This window comes from Streptomyces sp. GLSS-08 (genome assembly GCF_056387915.1).
In genome coordinates, this window is sequence record NZ_JBWJAQ010000004.1 from 146,801 (window position 1) to 163,583 (window position 16,783).

A 16,783-nucleotide genomic window follows, 5' to 3' on the forward strand; every position below is an offset into this window, starting at 1 on the left:
TCGGCATGACGGACGAACTCCCTGAGCTCCGGGCCTCCGACGCCGATCGTGAACGGGTTTCCGACCAGTTGCGGGACGCTCTCGCGGAAGGCCGCCTCGACATGGCGGAGTTCGAGGAGCGGCTGGACGCCACGTACCGGGCCCGCACGTACGGTGAGCTGGCGCCGATCACCCGCGACCTGCCCGGCGCGGCGGCCCTCGCACCGCTCTCCCTGACCAAGTCACCGCGAGTTGACGGCAGTTGGGGTGGGCGGATCGTCGGGGGCGAGGGCTCGTCCGCCTGGGGTGTCGCCGTCCTATCGGGGTTCGAGCGCAAGGGCCGCTGGACCGTGCCGCGGCGTTTCACGTCCGTCGCGTTGCTGGGCGGCGGGGACATCGACCTGCGCGAGGCGGACTTCGCCGGGCGTGAGGTCGTCCTCAACTGCTTCGCGGTCATGGGCGGCGTGAACATTCTCGTACCGCCGGGCGTCGAGGTCGTCGTCCGCGGCATCGGCGTCATGGGCGGCTTCGACCACCGCGAGGACGGCGTCCCGGGTGATCCCGGCGCCCCGCGCGTGGTCGTCACGGGCTTCGCCTTCTGGGGCGGGGTGGGCGTCCAGCGCAAGGCGACGAAGGCCGAGAGGCTGCGCCTGAAGGAGGAGCGCCGCAGGCAGAAGCTGGAGCGCAGGGCGGCCCGCAAGGAGCTGAGGGGCTCCGGCGAGGCCGAGGACACCGGCGGTCCCGCCGACTTCGACGACTTCGACGACTTCACCGACCGGGACGGCGACCACGGCGACCGCAAGGCGGAGCGGCGCGAGGACCGCACGAGGCGGAGGCACGAAGGCCACTGACCGTTCGGCGCGGTCCCCCGGCTGCCCAACTCCTCGTCAGAGCCGGGCGGGCGCCGACCCCTTGAGGGAGCCGAGGTCGAAGGAGTGCCCCATCTTCCGGTAGCCCTTGTCGCTGGGGTGGAGGTGGTCGCCCGAATCGTAGTCGGACCGCAGCCGGCGCGGGTTGTACGGGTCGCGCAGCGCCTTGTCGAAGTCGACGACGTCGTCGTACACCCGGCCCGCCCGGATGCGCGCGTTGACGGCCTGGCGCACGGCCTCGCGGTTGTCGCTGTAGCCGCGGTGGCCCTGGAAGGGCATCAGCGTGGCGCCGACGACCCGCAGCCCGCGGGCGTGCGCCTGCCGGACCAGCTTGCGCAGCCCGGAGACGATGCGGTCGGGGTCGGCCTGGTTCGGGTTGCGCAGGATGTCGTTGACGCCGAGGTCGACGACGACGGCCCTGACGTTGGTCCGGCCGAGGACGTCCCGCTGGAAGCGGGAGAGCCCGCTCGGGTTGTCGGCGGGGCGGCCGAGGCCCGAGGTCAGCACCCGGTTGCCGCTGATGCCCTGGTTGACGACGCTGTAGCGGGGCACGTCGCCGGAACCGGCCGCCTCGCGCAGCCGGTCCGAAAGGGCGTCCGTCCAGCGACTGTTGGCCCCCACGGTGGAGGTGACGCCGTCGGTCAGCGAGTCACCGATGACGACGACCGTGCCGTCCGCCTCGTTGCTCAGCACGTCCAGGGCGGTCAGATAGCGCCAGTACGGGGTCTGCGAGGTGTACGCCGTGCCGGTGACGTCCTCGGCGCGGTCGCCCTCGGCGGTGTACGAGATCTGCCGTGCCTGGGAGTGGTAGGTGACCGGGCCGGACGGGGTCGGCGAGAAGGTGGTCACCAGGACGTCGCCGCCCCGCGGGACGGTGATCCGCACGGCGTCGCTCAGCACCTGCCACCCGGGCGGGATGACGACCGATCCGCTGCCGGCGAAGGTGAGCCGGCGCATCGAGTCGGCCGCGGCCGCGGCGTCGCCCGGCGCTGCCGCGACGGCGAGCGTGGCGTGCGTGATCGTGAGCGGCTGCTGGCCGTACAGGTTGGACAGGGTGATGCGGGCACTCGTACCGCCGACACTCGCGTGCACGACGTTGCGCACGGAGCGGCCCGCCATGCCCTTCGACTCGGTTCCCGGCTCGGCGCCCCCGGGGGAGGCCGACCAGGAGCCGACCCAGGTGCCGGTGGACGCGGGGGCGGCCGAGTTGCGCGGGGCTCCCCCCTTGGCCGGGCCGGCGGGCTCACCGCCGTCGTCGGCCGAGACACCGACGTATATGGCGGTGGAGAACAGCACGATCACGGCGATGATCGCGGCGAGCAGGGCGCCGTGCCTTGCGGGGGACACCCCCGCACCCCCGGCGTGACGCTTGGTCATGCGGTGCGTGTCTCCTCGGACGTGGAGCCCGCGGCTCCGATGTGAAGACCCCATGATGCGTCATGGGAAGAAGAACACCCAAAGAGCCCCTTGGGTCCCCGGCCGAACCCCCGTCCGGACAGACGCCGGGAACTCCTGATCCGTTCCATGAGTCGGTCAGGAAGGGACAATGTGTACGAGGTCACCGAGTGGGTGGAGCGGATGGAACGCACGAAAGCGGGAGAAACGGATGCCGAGGGACAGCATGCCCGCAGGGGTGGCCCGGTGAACCGGGCGGCCCCCGGCCCGGCCGGCCGGGCGATGACCTCTTTCAGCCCCGCCGACGAGGAGAAGCGCCGCGGGGTGCGCCGGATGAAGATCACGGCGACCGGTCTGCTGCTCCTGGTCGCCGTCGTGTACGTCCTCGCCAAGTGGGCGTCCCACCGGGGCGCGGGCGACTGGGCCGAGTACGTGGCCGCGGCGGCCGAGGCCGGCATGGTCGGCGCGCTCGCCGACTGGTTCGCGGTCACCGCCCTCTTCCGTCACCCGCTCGGCCTGCCGATCCCGCACACGGCGATCATCCCGAACAAGAAGGACCAGCTCGGCGTCTCCCTGGGCGAGTTCGTCGGGGAGAACTTCCTCTCCGAGGAGGTCGTACGCCTGCGGCTGAGCGCCGTCGGCATCGGCGGCCGCCTCGGCACCTGGCTCGCCGAGCCCGAGCACGCCGACCGGGTCACCGCCGAGCTGGCAACCGCGCTGCGCGGAGCGCTGACGGTCCTGCGCGACTCCGACGTCCAGGCGGTCGTGGGGGAGGCCATCACCCGGCGGGCCGAGGCCCAGGAGATCGCGCCCGGCATCGGGAAGCTGCTGGAGCGGGTCGTCGCCGACGGCGGTCACCGGCGGGCCGTGGACCTGGTCTGCGTGCGCGCCCACGACTGGCTGGTGCTGCACGGCGACTCCGTGATGGACGCCGTGCAGGGCGGCGCCCCCGGCTGGACCCCGCGGTTCGTCGACAGGAAGGTGGGCGAGCGGGTCTACCGGGAACTGCTCCGCTTCGTCACCGAGATGCGGGACGCGCCCTCGCACCCGGCGCGCGGCGCCCTCGACCGCTTCCTCACCGACTTCGCCTCCGACCTCCAGTCCGACACCGACACCCGGGCGCGCGTGGAGCGCCTCAAGGGCGAGGTGCTCGGCCGGGGCGAGGTCCAGGACCTGATCGCCTCCGCCTGGACGGCCGTACGGGCGATGATCGTGTCCGCCGCCGAGGACGAGCGCAGCGAACTGCGGCTGCGCGTGCGGGCGTCGCTCCTCTCGCTGGGCGCCCGCATGGCCACCGAGCCCAGGGTCCAGGCGAAGGTCGACGGCTGGGTCGAGGGAGCGGCGGTGTACGTCGTGACGACCTACCGCGCGGAGATCACGTCCCTGATCACGGACACGGTGGCCGGCTGGGACGCCCAGCACACCACCAGGAAGATCGAGGCCCACATCGGCCGCGACCTCCAGTTCATCCGGATCAACGGCACGGTGGTCGGCTCGCTGGCCGGTCTCCTGATCTACGTCGTCTCGCGGGCCCTCGGAGCGTGAGCGGGCGCTCGGCCCGCATGGCGTGACCAGCGCGGATCCGGGCACCCTGAAATGGGTCACCCGCGGGTCACTCATCGGAGAGGGAGCCATGACAGCTTCAGCGACGCCGGACTCAGTGCCCGGCTCCACGGGAACCGTCACGACAGCCGTGCCGGCCCGCCTGGACCGCCTGCCGTGGTCCCGCTGGCACTGGATGATCGTGATCGGCCTCGGCACCGTGTGGATCCTGGACGGCCTCGAGGTCACCACGGTCGGCAACATCGCGGGCCGTCTCTCCGAGGACGGCAGCGGACTGGCGATCTCCTCGGCGCAGGTCACCGGCATCGCGGCGGCTCTCTACGTGGCGGGTGCCTGCGCGGGCGCGCTGTTCTTCGGCTGGCTGACCGACCGGTTCGGCCGCAAGAAGCTCTTCATGATCACGCTGGTGGTGTATCTCGCCGCGACCGCGCTGACCGCGCTGTCCTTCTCCCCGTGGTGGTTCTTCGTCTTCCGGTTCCTCACCGGCTTCGGTATCGGCGGCGAGTACGCGGCCATCAACTCCGCGATCGACGAGCTGATCCCGTCCAAGTACCGCGGCCGGGTCGACCTGATCATCAACGGCAGCTACTGGCTCGGCGCGATCGGCGGCGCCCTGCTGTCCATCGTCATGCTGGACACCGACATCTTCCCCAAGAACGTCGGCTGGCGGCTGACCTTCGCCCTCGGCGTCGTCCTGGGCCTGGTGATCCTGCTGGTCAGGCGGCATGTCCCGGAGAGCCCGCGCTGGCAGTTCATCCACGGCCAGGGCGAGGACGCCGACGCGCTGGTCACCTCCGTGGAGCGCGGGATCGAGCGGGAGAAGGGGCAGCCGCTCCCGGAGCCCGTCCGCGAGATCACCATCGAGCAGCGCAAGAGCATCGGCTTCGGCCTCATCGCCAAGACCGTCTTCGGGCGCTACCCCAAACGGGCCGTGCTCGGCCTCTCGCTCTTCATCGGCCAGGCGTTCCTCTACAACGCGATCACCTTCGGCTTCGGCGCCATCCTCACCAAGTTCTTCGACGTGCCCACCGGCAGCACCGGCTACTACTTCGCCGTCATCGCGGCCGGCAACTTCCTCGGCCCGCTGCTGCTCGGCAAACTCTTCGACACCGTCGGCCGGCGCATCATGATCTCCTCCACGTATCTGATCTCCGGTCTGCTGCTGTTCGGCACGGCCTGGCTCTTCGACCAGGGCTCGCTGAGCGCGGTCACGATGACGGCGTGCTGGTGCGCGGTGCTGTTCTTCGCCTCGGCGGGCGCCTCCAGCGCGTACCTGACGGTCTCCGAGATCTTCCCGATGGAGACCCGGGCCATGGCCATCGCCTTCTTCTACGCGCTCGGCACGGCCGCCGGCGGCATCAGCGGCCCGCTCGTCTTCGCGGACCTCACGGCATCCGGCGTGGTCGGCGAGACCGTGCTCGCCTTCCAGATCGGCGCGGGCCTGATGTGCGCGGCCGGACTGGTCGCCGTGTTCCTCGCGGTGAACGCGGAACGCCGGTCCCTCGAGGACATCGCCACGCCGCTGTCGGCCACGGAGAAGTCCTCCGATACGGCCTCGGCACCGGTGACGTGACGCCGGTGACGGGACACCCGGGGCGGTCGGCGGGACGCGGTGACTCCCGGGTGGCCCGGCGGCGGGCGGTCCGCCGGGACCCGGGTCCCGGCGGCGCGTCGGGGCCCGGGAACCGCTCCGGCGTATGAGTAGGGGAGCCTGAGTACGCGTACTCTGTCGGCCGCCGGGCCCATGGCGGAACCTCGTACGCATGACCGAGAAGCTGTTGAGCCCCCTGCGAACGCGCCCCTGGCCGGAACGCTGGCTGACGCGCGTGCTCGGCGCCGCCCTCTCCGCTGCGGCGTACCTCCTCTGCCTCCCCTGGGATCTGCGCAACCGCGTCGAGAACGCGGGGGCCGTCCAGGAGACCAGCCCCGTGACGGGCGCCGGCGGCCTGCTCCTCGCCGCCGCCCTGCTCGCCCTGGCGGCCTACTTCGGCCACCGCGACGCCCTCGCCTGGCCGCTGCTGCTGGTGGCTGTGCCACCGGCGGCGCTCCTGTACGTCTCCCTGCGCACGCACCCCGGACCGCCCGACGGGTTCGCGAACGCGTGGCCCCTGGCGTGGGCGTTCTGCACACTCCTGATCGCCACGGGAGTGCTCGTCGCGGCTGCGGTGGCCCGGCAGTTCAGGGCAGACTCGCAGGACGAGGAACCCGTGTTCGCCCGCACCTGTGACGCGTGAGGAGCCGCCGGCCATGACTGTCCGCAGGATCGTTCCGAACATCCGTGTCGAGTCCGCGGAGGCGATGGACGCCGGCCGGGACTTCTACGGCCTGCTGGGCCTCGACGAGGTGATGAACCAGGGCTGGATCGCGACCCTCGCCTCCCCGTCCCACCCCACCGCCCAGATCAGCCTCTGCACCGAGGACCGCACCGGGCCTGTCGTCCCCGACATGAGCATCGAGGTCGAGGACGTCGACGCGGTCCACGCGCGGGTGGCCGCCTCCGGCGCGGAGATCGTACGGGAACTGCGCGACGAGGACTGGGGCGTACGGCGCTTCTTCGTACGGGACCCGAACGGGCGGGTCGTGAACGTGCTGGGGCACCGGGCCTGAACCCGCCCCGAGCGGACGGACGGTGAGCCCGGCGGGACCCCGGGGTGGGCACCCGCGGGGGCGCGGGCTCACTGGCCGTAGAAGTACGCCGAGCCCTTCTCGATGAAGTACGAGGCGTAGACCCGGCCGAGCGCGGGCTTGCCGCGGTAGGTGCCCACGTACTGGCGGGCGCTGTCGACCACGACCGGCCGCGTCATGACGGCGAACTTGAGGCGCTGCTGCTGCTCCGCCCACTGCACGGCCGCCGGGTCGACCCGGTCGCTGACCAGCACGGGGAACGCGCCGATCCCGTTCTGCAGACCGACCGGCAGGCCGCCCTTGTTGGCCTTGGCGTACTTCATCACCTGGTCGGTGAATCCCGAGACGGCCTCGACGGTTATCTCCGGAACCGCCGCCGCCACGGTGAACAGATGCAGCCGCGTCGCCATCCAGCGCATCTTGAAGTCCGCCCGGCGCCCCACGAGGACGGGCACCCCGGCCCAGTCCTCCCAGCGCGTGCCGCATCCGTCGGCGATCAGGCGCTGTTCCACCGAGGCCAGGTAGGCCTGTGACGCCGACTGACCCGGCTGTCCCTGCTGTGCGTACATGAGCGGGATCCTATGCGCCCGTGGTGGACCCCGGTCGCACGATCATCAAAACGGTGACCGTGGCCCACAGCAGGTTGAAGATCCCGGTGAACATGGCGAGCCGGACGGTCGCGGCCCGGTCACCCGGACCCTCCAGGAGCGCGCTCTGCCGGGGCAGGACCAGCGCGGCCAGCACCACGGCCGCGACCGCCGTCAGCACGATCGAGGCGATCAGCCAGGCGTCCCCGAGCACGCCCATGTTGCTCGCCGTGGCGAACCCGAAGACGGGCACGACGACGCCGACGGTGGCGTACACCCGGCAGATGCGGTGCAGCAGCCGCGTGGTCGCGAGGGCCTGCGCGTCGCCCGGCTCGGCGAGCACCTTCCGCGCGGCGGGCGGGAACAGACTCGCGGCGACGGTGACGGGCCCGACGGCGACGATGGCGGCGAGGACGTGGACGGCGAGGAGGAACTTGGTCACGGGGTGACGGTAGGGGCGAGGGCGGATCTTGGGAAAGTGGCGATATTGCCAGGGGGTAACGGATTCTCGCCAGGAAGAATAGGTAGCGCTGGCCTTCGGCCTTCATGGCGGGCGCTGTTCGGGCGACCCCGAGGAGATGCCGGCCCGTTGCCTGCCGCTGCTCGCCGATCCCGAGCGGACGCGAGGCATCGGCCACGCGGCGCTTGGTGTGTCGCGCACCGAACCGCGGACCGACCCCGACCGGATCGCCGCCGTCGGCTATGGCACGGAGGGTGCCGCCGGGCTGGAACTCGGGCGCGGCGGCGTCAGCCTGCGCACGATCGGGACATTCAACGCACTGACCACGGGCCGACCGGGCGAGGCGGCGCGCATTCGCTGCCTTCAAGATCATCCCGTTGCCCCCCTGGCGCGCGTCTCGGTCACACCCCGAGACCCCCGCGAGTTCGCGAAAACTGAAGGCACTTCAGTGGGAACCCGAGGGTCCGATGCCCGGCTGTCGGGAGGTGGACCCCGTGGGTTCGTGGTGAAGTCGCGGGGTCGGTCTCCATCGGCCGCTCCAGGAAAGCGCGGGCGGAGTTCGCGAAGAACGGTGGGTAACCCCTGCCGAGCGCAAGTGCCGGGCCGAATGGGCGCTCCATCATGGGTGAACTGCAACCGCTTCGCGATCCGGGAACGCGCGGTGTGGGGATCCTTGGGCCAAGTACCTCGGGTGGTCCGGGGCTGGAAGGCGGTTTCCTCATGAAGCGCACGTCACGCGCCCTGGCCGGTATGGCGGCTGTTGCTGTCCTCGCTGGCATTCCGGCGACAGCGCAAGCAGCGCCCGTCAGCGGCAAGGCGGAGGCAGCGGAGTGGACGCTCCACTTCGACGGGCTGAGCGGCACTCCCAGCCCGGCCGACGCGTACAGCCACTGGAGCGGTACGTGCCCTGTACCTAACGACTACTTCGACGTGGACATCTCGGGTCATCCGCTGCACGGTTTTCTGCCCGGGGTGGTGTGTACGTCCGAGGGCACCTACCGGTTCGGATTGCTGCACCACGACTACAACAAGCGGGACGTGCAAGTCGAGAAGGGCCAGAAGTACACAGGGACATTCGCCCCAAAGCACCACCCCGAGAAGACCGGGAGGGCGACGACAGTCATCGAGTAGCCGCCAACACCCGGGTCGATGCTCTCGCGGAATATCGGCCCGCGAGGGCTGTCACGGCCCCCGGTGCGCGAAGTCAGCCCACTGGTGCTGGAGACACCGAGGACCAACTCCGCCCGGCTGGGCGCGACGCCGAGAGCCAGGTGCCCCAGGAAGTCGGCACGCCGTTTGCCGGATCGTGCGGCGGGCACGGCGGCGAAGGCGAGGGCCAGGCGGTCCGCCGGCTCGGTGACTGCCGCTTCCGTGGGCCGCTTGGCCGGAATCCTGTGTATGCCTACGCTCTCGCCATGCACACCGTGGCCGTACTCGCGCTCGACCAGGTCGTCCCGTTCGACCTGTCCGCCCCGATCGACACCTTCGGCTGGGCCCGCCTGCCGGACGGCCGCGAGGCCTACCGGGTCCGGGTCTGCGCGGTCGCCGAGGAGGTGAACGCGGGCCCGTTCGCCGTGCGCGCCCCGTACGGCCTCGACGCGCTGGCGGGAGCCGACACGATCGTCCTGCCGGGCGTGGCCGACCCGACCGCCCCGCTGCCACCGGGCGTACCGGAGGCGCTGCGCGCGGCGGCGGCGAACGGCACCCGCATCGCGTCGATCTGCGTGGGCGCCTTCGTCCTCGCCGCCACCGGCCTCCTGGACGGGCTGCGCGCGACCACGCACTGGATCGCGGCCGCCGACCTGGCCGCGAGATATCCCGCCGTCACCGTCGACCCGAACGTCCTCTACGTCGACAACGGCCAGTTCCTCACCTCGGCGGGGGCCGCCGCGGCGATCGACATGTGCCTGCACATGATCCGCCGGGACCACGGCTCGGCGGTGGCCGCACACGCGGCGCGGATGTCCGTCGTCCCGCTCGAACGGGAGGGCGGGCAGGCCCAGTTCATCGTCCACGCGCAGCCCCCGGCCCCCGCGGGCAGCACGATGGAGCCCCTGCTGCACTGGCTGGAGGAGAACGCCGGCGACGACCTGACCCTGGAGGACATCGCCGCCCGGGCCGGCATGAGCACCCGCACGCTCAACCGGCGCTTCCGCGAGCAGACGGGCACGACGCCGCTGCAGTGGCTGCACCGGGCCCGGGTACGCCGCGCCCAGTACCTCCTGGAGACGACGACGCACCCCGTCGAACGCATCGCCGCCCAGGCGGGCTTCGGCTCCCCGACGGCGTTCCGGGACCGCTTCAGACGGGTGGTCGGGACGAGCCCGCAGGCATATCGGCGAGCGTTTCAGGGTGTGAGGACGGCCTGACCGGTATCTTGGCCTGCGCTCAGCCCCGCCGGTCGGCGACGGCCCAGGAGGCGAGAGCCACGGCTCCGGCGACACCGAACACGGCGGGCCAGGCGCCCACCTTCCTGGCCAGCGGATGGGACCCGGCGAAGGCGGCGACGTACGCGGCGGTCAGCGCCCCGGCGGCCTTCCCGCCCGCCTGCTGCCGCCACTGCTGCGCCGCCGCGGCACCGGCGGCGGCCAGCACGACCCCGCCCAGCGGCCGCTTCTTCGTCCAGCGGGCGACCCCGTACCCACCGACAAGCCCCCCGGCGGCCACCACCGCGGCCGGAACCTTCGCCATCGCTGCCTCCAATGCCGCTACGTCAGTCGAACGCGACCGAGGCTAACGCGTGGGCGCGGGTGCCTGGCGACCGCATCACCGGTGCCGGTGCCGGTGCCGGTGCCGGTGCCGATGCCCGCGCCGGGGGCGGGGGCGGGGGCGGCAGGGCCACGGCCGTGCCCGTGGCCGTGCCCGTGGCCGCAGGCCGTAGACCTACAGTCGGATCCATGACCAGGAGGACCACCCCGCCCCGCCCGCTCGACATCGAGGAACACTTCCCGGAGTTGGCGGCGCACCGAGGGACGACGACCCGGCTGCACCCGAGGCCGGGCACGCCCGACGCGACGATGAGTTCGGTGGGCGGCCCGCTGCTGTGGCCGGCGGACGAACCCTGGCCCGTCTGTACGGAGTCACATCGGCGCAACCATGGCAGGCGCCCGGCGGACATCCACGAGGAGCGCCGGATCCTGGCCGGCGCCTGGGCCCGCGACCCGGCCACCGGCCTCACCGAGGAGGAACGCCAACTCCTCACGGAACTGAGCCGGGAACACCGCGTCGCGGACCTGGCGGACACCGACCCGCTGCCCATGATCGGGCTGGCCCAGCTCTACCGGCGGGACATCGCCGACCTGCCGCCGGGACCGGACGACTGCGACCTGCTCCAGGTCTTCTGGTGCCCTTTCGACCGGCACGGCGCAAGTGGCTACGGCATGTCGCTGCACCTGCGCTGGCGCCGCTCGCGGGAGGTGACGAACCCGCTGGCCAGGCCCCCGCAGCCGGTGGTCGTCGGCTACGCGGGGTACGTCCCGGAGCCCTGCGTACTGCACCCGGAACAGGTGACGACGTACCCCTTCGCCGGCCTTCTGCCGGAGGAGCTGTGCGCCCGGATCGACGCGTGGGAGGAGGCACTTGAAGAGTCGGCGGAGGCGGCACGCGAGGACATGACGGACGAGGTGCAGAGCTGGGACACGGAGGCGGAGTACGAGGAGTGGGCCAGGGCGCGCGAGGCGAAGGCCCGGCCCGAGCCGCCCGCCTACCAGTACGACCTCTCCATCCCACCGGGCTGGCGCGTCGGCGGTTTCGCGTCCTGGCACCTCACGGACCCGTCCCCCATGGACTGCCGCACCTGCGGGACGCCGATGGACCTGCTGCTCACGATCGACAGCTCGGAATGGGACGGCGGCAGCGGCAGCTGGACCCCTGTGGAGGACCGGGGCCTCCCCACCCACAGATCCGCCACCCCGACCGAGGTAACAGTGGGCCGCTGGGGCGAACTGAACATCTTCACGTGCCCCACGAACCGGGCCCACAGCTCGCGGTGGAGCATCCAGTAGCCGCGTGCGTCAAGGGGTCGACGTGAGGCGCCGGCACTCATGACGAAACGTCCCTGACCTAGAGGGACAGCGCACCGTCGTCCAACGCCCGTATGAACACACGCCAAGATGCCCCTTGAACAGCGACGATGGGTCCTCCGGCACTTTTGGAATCACGTACAAGCACGCCATCGTTGCTGCGCGCGCACTCGACGCACTCGGTTCCGCTACCGCCGCTGAAAGAAGACGTGAACCAACGAGGCCCGGTCTGCACTGTCATCAAGACTCCTCGCTTATACGGCGGATAAGCCCGGCAGATGCCTCAAGGTTGAGGGCCTGGGCGCTGAGGTACTGGAACGCCAACCTATAGCGCTTGAGTTCCTCGGGCTTCTCCATGAAGAGCCCGCCACCGAGTGTGTCCACGTACACCACGTCTAGCTCAGGAGTCTGGCTTCCGAGGACGACGAAGCTGCCAACAGCCGCGGCGTGAGCGCCCGTTGAGAAGGGCAGGACTTGGACGGTTACGTGAGGCAGCTCCGACATGGTCAGTAGGTGACGTAGTTGTTCCTGCATGACGTCCTGCCCGCCGACGGCCCGCCGGATGGCTGCCTCATCGATGACGCACCAGAGATGTGGGGGCTCGTCGCGCTGAAGAAGTTCCTGTCGCTTCATGCGAATGTCGACCATGTGCTGCACCTCCCGCTCCGGGCAGCGCATCTCTGAGGCGCGGTGAACGGCTTCGGCATAGGCGCGGGTCTGCAGCAGGCCAGGGATGTACGTGCACGCGTACTGGTCCTCACGCACCACTTCGTTCTCGAGCGTCAGCATCAGGTTCATCGATTCAGGGATGGGGTCTGCGAGCGACCTCCACCAACCCTGGATCTTCGCACCCTTCGCTAGCTCGACCAGGGCCTTTCGCTCCTCGTCCGAGGCGCCGTACTCGCGGCAAAGAGCGTCTACGGAGGGCCACTTGACGGACCCCTCCTTGGTTTCGTATCGACTCAACGTCGCCTTCGAGATGCCGACGCGCGCCCCTGCTTCCTCAAGCGTCAAGCCCATGAGCTCGCGAAGTCGACGCAGGTCGGCTCCGAGCTGACGTCTGCGAGTGGTAGGTCCAACTGCCATGTGTACGGCCCTTCGTATGGATCTCTCAGATCGTGATGGCTGCCCGACCATGACGGCAAGGTCGCGTACGCCGGGGCGCGCGAGTGTGTGCCGCACTCCTAAGCACAGCGTGAATGTGTGGCGTGAGAGTTCCATTTTGAGAGTTTCACTGCAACTCTCGGTGGTGAATCCACTGCGGACCGTAGAGAGCGGTCCTTGGACAGGAGGCGGGTATGGAGTACGTGAGCTGTGTGTCAAGGAAACGATGGGACCTCCCGTTCTCTGCGGAGCCTGAGGAGGTGCGGGCCCTGCGGCGCCTCCTGCGACTGCACCTCTCCCTCTGGGGCCTTCCCGACGTCATTGACGCGGCTCAGCTGTGCGTGACCGAACTCGTCTCCAACGTCATCACGCACGTGGGCGCAGGGACCCCCGCCACTCTCGCTGTCTCGATGAACGGCACCTACGTTCGCATCGAGGTCCAAGACCCGGACGCCCGTGCCTTACCGACGCTCGTGTGTGCGGGAGCCGAAGCGGAAGGGGGGCGGGGTATGGCGCTTGTCGACGCTGTTGCCGACCGCTGGGGCGTGCTGCTGCACGCGGACCGAAAGATCACGTGGTGCGAGCTGGCCACCCGCCTGAACTCGTCCGGCGGGCATAGCCAGCACGCTCCCGTGGCAAGGGCTGAAGCCATTCTCAGCCACTACGGTGCCGCGCAGTTGCCCCGGGCGAAGGCTCCGAGTGTGTTGAGCGTGGCCACGGGTGAGGAGGTCGCCATGCACGTCATCGTCGACCTCCTCCACTGGTTCCAAGCGCATGGTGTTGACGCGGGCGAGGTGGTAGAGCGGGCGCACATGCACTTCGAACCGCTCGGCAGGTAGGGGAGTTGAGCTCACCCCGGGGTGAGGGCGGAGTACGTCCACACATCGGCGGGGAGCTCGTGCTGAAGGCGCCAAGTGATCCCCATCGGCTTGTTACCCGTGTGCTCCACATACGTTGCGGGTCCCAGTAGCATCCACGGTTGAGATTTGCCGGTGTCGGTGTTCTTGTACCGACGCATGAACAGCAGAATATGGCTGCCCTGCTTGGTGTGGTGTTGATACCGCAGCCCCGTGCGAGACGTGTCAGCGATCGCGTTCTGCGATTCCCAGTGGAACAGGGTGGGGCTCAGCGCATAATCCTTGTACCGAATAGTGGGAGAGAAATCTTTCTCGTTCTTCTCCAAGGTGATCAACAAGGCGTCTGTTTTGATCTCGTCGACCCATTGGACTCCCTGTGCGAACGATCGAGGCATCTGGCCGCCGAAGCGAGCAACTCCGAGGGCGGCCAAAATCTCTGATCGGTTGTAGGAGCTGTGGACCTTTAGCGGAATGCTGTCGTGCGGCCCCGACAAAGGAATGGGGAAATGATCGCACTTATCCATGACGTGCGACAGAACCTGTCGGAGCTCGTCGCGAAACACCGGCTGGTTCCGCAGCGATGCAACGCCCTCCGCAAAGCTGGTGAAACCGCCAGCGTTGTCCCAGATGTTGAAGAAGAGCATGCGGGCATACGTCTGCTCGGTCGCACTGAGTGATGCATACGAGGGAGCCTCCGGTGACAGGAGGCGGAGGTACGCGCGTACGCGATCCGGGTCATCGACATGCAGGAAGGCGTGGACGCGCTTGAGGAGATCAGCTTCCCCCGGCGGAAACGGTTCATCCAGCAGGCCTGACCTACGAAGAATCGTCGTCCACGAGTTGTCGCTCTTGTAGAGTTCCCTGATCTCTCGCCGGCTCTCGCGGAGGTAGTCAGCGAGGCGTGGGGTGCCGTAGTCCTGGGCTTCTCTCACCAACGTCTTGATCGTCGCACCCAGCTGAGTGCGGATGTTGTCGAGTACCAGGTCCTTGGACTTTCCCTCCAATATGATTTGGCACCCGGAAGGAAGCTGCGGGAAATCGCGCTCGATGTGCTCGACGAGTCGGTTGCGGGTGAGGTTCGTCATGGCCCGGAACTGCTCCTCGAAGCGGAACTCCGCCCGATGCTGCCCGATGAAGTCCAACACCGTGAGAACTGGCTTCGTGTCGGTACGGCGCAGGCCCCGACCGAGCTGCTGAAGGAAGACAGTGGCACTGTTCGTGGGACGAAGGAGAAGCAGGGTGTCCACGTCAGGGATGTCGAGGCCCTCATTGAAGAGATCAACGGAAAAAATAACTTGGAGTTTTCCGTTACGCAGGTCGGCCAGCGTCTGGGCACGCACAGCGGCAGATGAGTCGCTGTCAAGAGCTGCGGCCTGAAAACCGGCCTTCCGGAAGAAGTCGGCCATGAAATGTGCGTGAGCCTTGGTGACGCAAAAGCCAAGGGCGCGCATCGCTCCGGGCTGGGAGACCTTGTCCCGAATCTGTTTGACCACGATCCGTGCACGTGCATCGTTACCCGTGAACAGGTTCCCCAGCTCGGAATCCGCGTACGCGCCTTGCCTCCATCCGAGGCCTGTGAGGTCCGTGCCATCCGGGATGCCGAAGTAGTGAAAGGGGCAGAGTAGGTCGTTCTCTAGGGCTTCCCATAGCCGAATCTCTGCGGCGATGCGGCCGCCGAAGAACTCGTCCTGCACAGTGAGCCCGTCCATCCGCTCGGGCGTCGCTGTGAGGCCGAGCAGTTGCTTCGGCTTGAAGTGGTTGATGACTCGGCGATAGGTGGCCGCAGTGGCGTGATGGAACTCGTCGATCACGATGATGTCGAAGTGATCGGGTGCCAGCGTCTCAAGGCGACGGATGTTCAAGGACTGGACGCTTGCGAACACGTGCTGCCAGTGCCGCGGATCCTGACCGCCGTGGAGGAGCTCGCCGAACGATGCGTCGTCGAGGACCTCTTGGTAGGTACGCAAGGACTGGGCGAGGATCTCCTTGCGATGGGCTACGAACAGCAGGGTGGGAGCGTCACCGTCGTGCTTCCTGCGCAGGGCTCGATAGTCCAACGCGGCCATAACGGTCTTGCCGGTTCCGGTCGCAGCGACCAAGAGGTTGCGGCTGTGGCCGTGGATCTCGCGCTCGACGCGGAGGCGTTCGAGCATGTCGCGTTGGTGCGGGAACGGGTGTACCTCAAGGCCCGACAGGTTGATCCTCATCAGGTCAGCGGTGTTACCTGTTCCGCCTGCCTGTGCCAGAGCCCGATCGAGGCGCTCTCCGTCGTCGTCCGGGTCGTACGACTCAAACGCGCTGTCATGCCAATACGAATCAAACGTCGCCTCAAACTTGTGCAGCACCGCGGGAGTTGCGACGGATGAGAGTCGCACGTTCCACTCCAGGCCGTCGAGCAGGGCGGCCTTGGACAGGTTCGAGCTGCCTACGTAAGCCGTATCAAAGCCGCTCTTACGACGGAACAGCCATGCCTTGGCATGCAAACGAGTCGAACGGATCTCGTAGTTGACCTTGACCTCGGCACCGAAGTCGCGCACCAGGCGGTCGAGAGCGTGTCGATCAGTTGCACCGATGTACGTGGTCGTTATCACCCTGATCGGGACGCCACGCTTCCTGGCGGCGCGGAGCGAATCCTCCAGGACGCGTAGTCCGTACCACTTCACAAAGGCACACAGCAGATCGATGCGGTCTGCAGTGGCCAGCTCTGCCCGCAGTTCCGTCCCCAGGCTGGGGTCCTCTGGCGAGTTAGTGATCAGCGCAGTCTCGGAGAGCGGTGTCAGGGGCCGTACGGCGTAGACACCTGGAGCCTCCTGCTCTGCCAGAGCCAACAGTTGACGAGGGCCGTCGGCAATGAGTTCGACGGGGTCGCTCGGGTTGAGATGCGAAGGAGCAACCATGTCGGAGGTGATCGACTGGATCATCCGGTTCGCGACCGCTACGCGCTCGTCGTGCGGCACCTGGGCGAGTCTTCGTCCTATGGCCCGGCTGAGATGCCGCGCGATCACATGCGGGGAGGACTCCTCACTGACATCGCCGTCGATGGCCTTCCAGCGAGCCGTGTCCAACTTCTCTATCTGTGCCTGCATCCGCCGGGTAATGAGCTCCTCGTACACACCCGCAACAGGCTGCGACAGATCCCCCGGTTGAGTCACGCTGGTCCCCCTGATCACTGATACGGCTATGCCCAGTTCTAACAGGGACAACTGACAGACGGGCGCTGATTGAGGTATGGCCGTTGGCAGATGCGAGGCCGGCCCCAGCCGAGGAGTGGGGCTGGGGCCGACGTCATTAGGGGAAGTAGAGGGCGGGCAGGCCTAGCTAC

16 protein-coding genes and 1 pseudogene are annotated in these 16,783 nt (G+C 68.8%); 10 read left to right on the plus strand and 7 right to left on the minus strand.

Translation table 11 applies throughout. From position 1 onward, the window contains the following. The first annotated feature begins 5 nt into the window (after positions 1–5). Positions 6–830 (plus strand): DUF1707 SHOCT-like domain-containing protein, encoded by an 825-nt coding sequence (locus AC0ZLC_RS08730; protein ID WP_476751317.1) that lies wholly within the window; start codon positions 6–8, stop codon positions 828–830. A gap of 36 nt (positions 831–866) precedes the next feature. Here AC0ZLC_RS08730 and AC0ZLC_RS08735 read toward each other — a convergent pair whose 3' ends face one another. Further along, on the minus strand, positions 867–2,225 hold the full coding sequence (locus tag AC0ZLC_RS08735) for an SGNH/GDSL hydrolase family protein (RefSeq protein WP_476751318.1): 1,359 nt from the start codon (positions 2,223–2,225) through the stop codon (positions 867–869). Positions 2,226–2,426: 201 nt separating this feature from the next. Here AC0ZLC_RS08735 and AC0ZLC_RS08740 point away from each other — a divergent pair, with 201 nt between their 5' ends. The 4 genes from AC0ZLC_RS08740 (at position 2,427) to AC0ZLC_RS08755 (ending at position 6,413) form a co-directional block, all read left to right on the plus strand. After that, positions 2,427–3,788 carry a DUF445 domain-containing protein gene (locus tag AC0ZLC_RS08740; RefSeq protein WP_476751582.1) on the plus strand — a complete coding sequence of 454 codons (1,362 nt, stop codon included), beginning with the start codon at positions 2,427–2,429 and terminating at the stop codon, positions 3,786–3,788. 88 nt (positions 3,789–3,876) lie between these two features. Continuing rightward, complete coding sequence (locus AC0ZLC_RS08745) at positions 3,877–5,379, plus strand: MFS transporter (RefSeq protein ID WP_476751319.1); 1,503 nt, start codon at positions 3,877–3,879, stop codon at positions 5,377–5,379. 190 nt (positions 5,380–5,569) lie between these two features. Next, complete coding sequence (locus tag AC0ZLC_RS08750) at positions 5,570–6,040, plus strand: hypothetical protein (protein WP_476751320.1); 471 nt, start codon at positions 5,570–5,572, stop codon at positions 6,038–6,040. A 13-nt stretch (positions 6,041–6,053) separates the two neighbouring features. Next, positions 6,054–6,413 (plus strand): VOC family protein, encoded by a 360-nt coding sequence (locus AC0ZLC_RS08755; RefSeq protein ID WP_476751321.1) that lies wholly within the window; start codon positions 6,054–6,056, stop codon positions 6,411–6,413. 68 nt (positions 6,414–6,481) lie between these two features. Here the strand turns inward: AC0ZLC_RS08755 and AC0ZLC_RS08760 are convergent, their stop codons facing one another. After that, a complete protein-coding gene (locus tag AC0ZLC_RS08760) occupies positions 6,482–7,000 on the minus strand; it encodes a levansucrase (RefSeq protein ID WP_476751322.1) in 519 nt (172 codons plus the stop codon). 10 nt (positions 7,001–7,010) lie between these two features. Then, entirely contained in the window at positions 7,011–7,460 is a 450-nt protein-coding gene (locus tag AC0ZLC_RS08765; protein WP_476751323.1) for a hypothetical protein, read from the minus strand. 82 nt (positions 7,461–7,542) lie between these two features. Here AC0ZLC_RS08765 and AC0ZLC_RS08770 point away from each other — a divergent pair. From AC0ZLC_RS08770 to AC0ZLC_RS08780, 3 genes and pseudogenes are all read left to right on the plus strand, one after another. Next, a pseudogene (locus tag AC0ZLC_RS08770) lies at positions 7,543–7,839 on the plus strand (dienelactone hydrolase family protein); the annotation flags it as partial. 260 nt (positions 7,840–8,099) lie between these two features. Continuing rightward, positions 8,100–8,609, plus strand: a complete 510-nt coding sequence (locus AC0ZLC_RS08775; RefSeq protein ID WP_476751324.1) for a hypothetical protein — start codon at positions 8,100–8,102, stop codon at positions 8,607–8,609. A gap of 284 nt (positions 8,610–8,893) precedes the next feature. After that, positions 8,894–9,847, plus strand: a complete 954-nt coding sequence (locus AC0ZLC_RS08780) for a GlxA family transcriptional regulator (RefSeq protein WP_476751325.1) — start codon at positions 8,894–8,896, stop codon at positions 9,845–9,847. Positions 9,848–9,866: 19 nt separating this feature from the next. Here the strand turns inward: AC0ZLC_RS08780 and AC0ZLC_RS08785 are convergent, their stop codons facing one another. Continuing rightward, positions 9,867–10,169 (minus strand): hypothetical protein, encoded by a 303-nt coding sequence (locus AC0ZLC_RS08785; protein WP_476751326.1) that lies wholly within the window; start codon positions 10,167–10,169, stop codon positions 9,867–9,869. 206 nt (positions 10,170–10,375) lie between these two features. On the opposite strand from AC0ZLC_RS08785, the gene AC0ZLC_RS08790 reads away from it, so the two are divergent. Beyond that, on the plus strand, positions 10,376–11,482 hold the full coding sequence (locus tag AC0ZLC_RS08790) for a hypothetical protein (protein WP_476751327.1): 1,107 nt from the start codon (positions 10,376–10,378) through the stop codon (positions 11,480–11,482). Between the two features lie 58 nt (positions 11,483–11,540). Here AC0ZLC_RS08790 and AC0ZLC_RS08795 read toward each other — a convergent pair whose 3' ends face one another. After that, positions 11,541–11,741, minus strand: coding sequence for a DUF397 domain-containing protein (locus AC0ZLC_RS08795; RefSeq protein WP_476751328.1), 201 nt, complete (start codon positions 11,739–11,741; stop codon positions 11,541–11,543). Next, positions 11,741–12,586 carry a helix-turn-helix domain-containing protein gene (locus AC0ZLC_RS08800; protein WP_476751329.1) on the minus strand — a complete coding sequence of 282 codons (846 nt, stop codon included), beginning with the start codon at positions 12,584–12,586 and terminating at the stop codon, positions 11,741–11,743. Before AC0ZLC_RS08800 ends, AC0ZLC_RS08795 begins: the two co-directional genes overlap by 1 nt. 212 nt (positions 12,587–12,798) lie before the next feature. Here AC0ZLC_RS08800 and AC0ZLC_RS08805 point away from each other — a divergent pair, with 212 nt between their 5' ends. After that, on the plus strand, positions 12,799–13,443 hold the full coding sequence (locus AC0ZLC_RS08805) for an ATP-binding protein (RefSeq protein ID WP_476751330.1): 645 nt from the start codon (positions 12,799–12,801) through the stop codon (positions 13,441–13,443). 11 nt (positions 13,444–13,454) lie between these two features. Here the strand turns inward: AC0ZLC_RS08805 and AC0ZLC_RS08810 are convergent, their stop codons facing one another. Beyond that, positions 13,455–16,547: a DEAD/DEAH box helicase gene (locus AC0ZLC_RS08810; protein ID WP_476751583.1), complete on the minus strand. Its 3,093-nt coding sequence runs from the start codon at positions 16,545–16,547 to the stop codon at positions 13,455–13,457. Positions 16,548–16,783 lie beyond the last annotated feature (236 nt).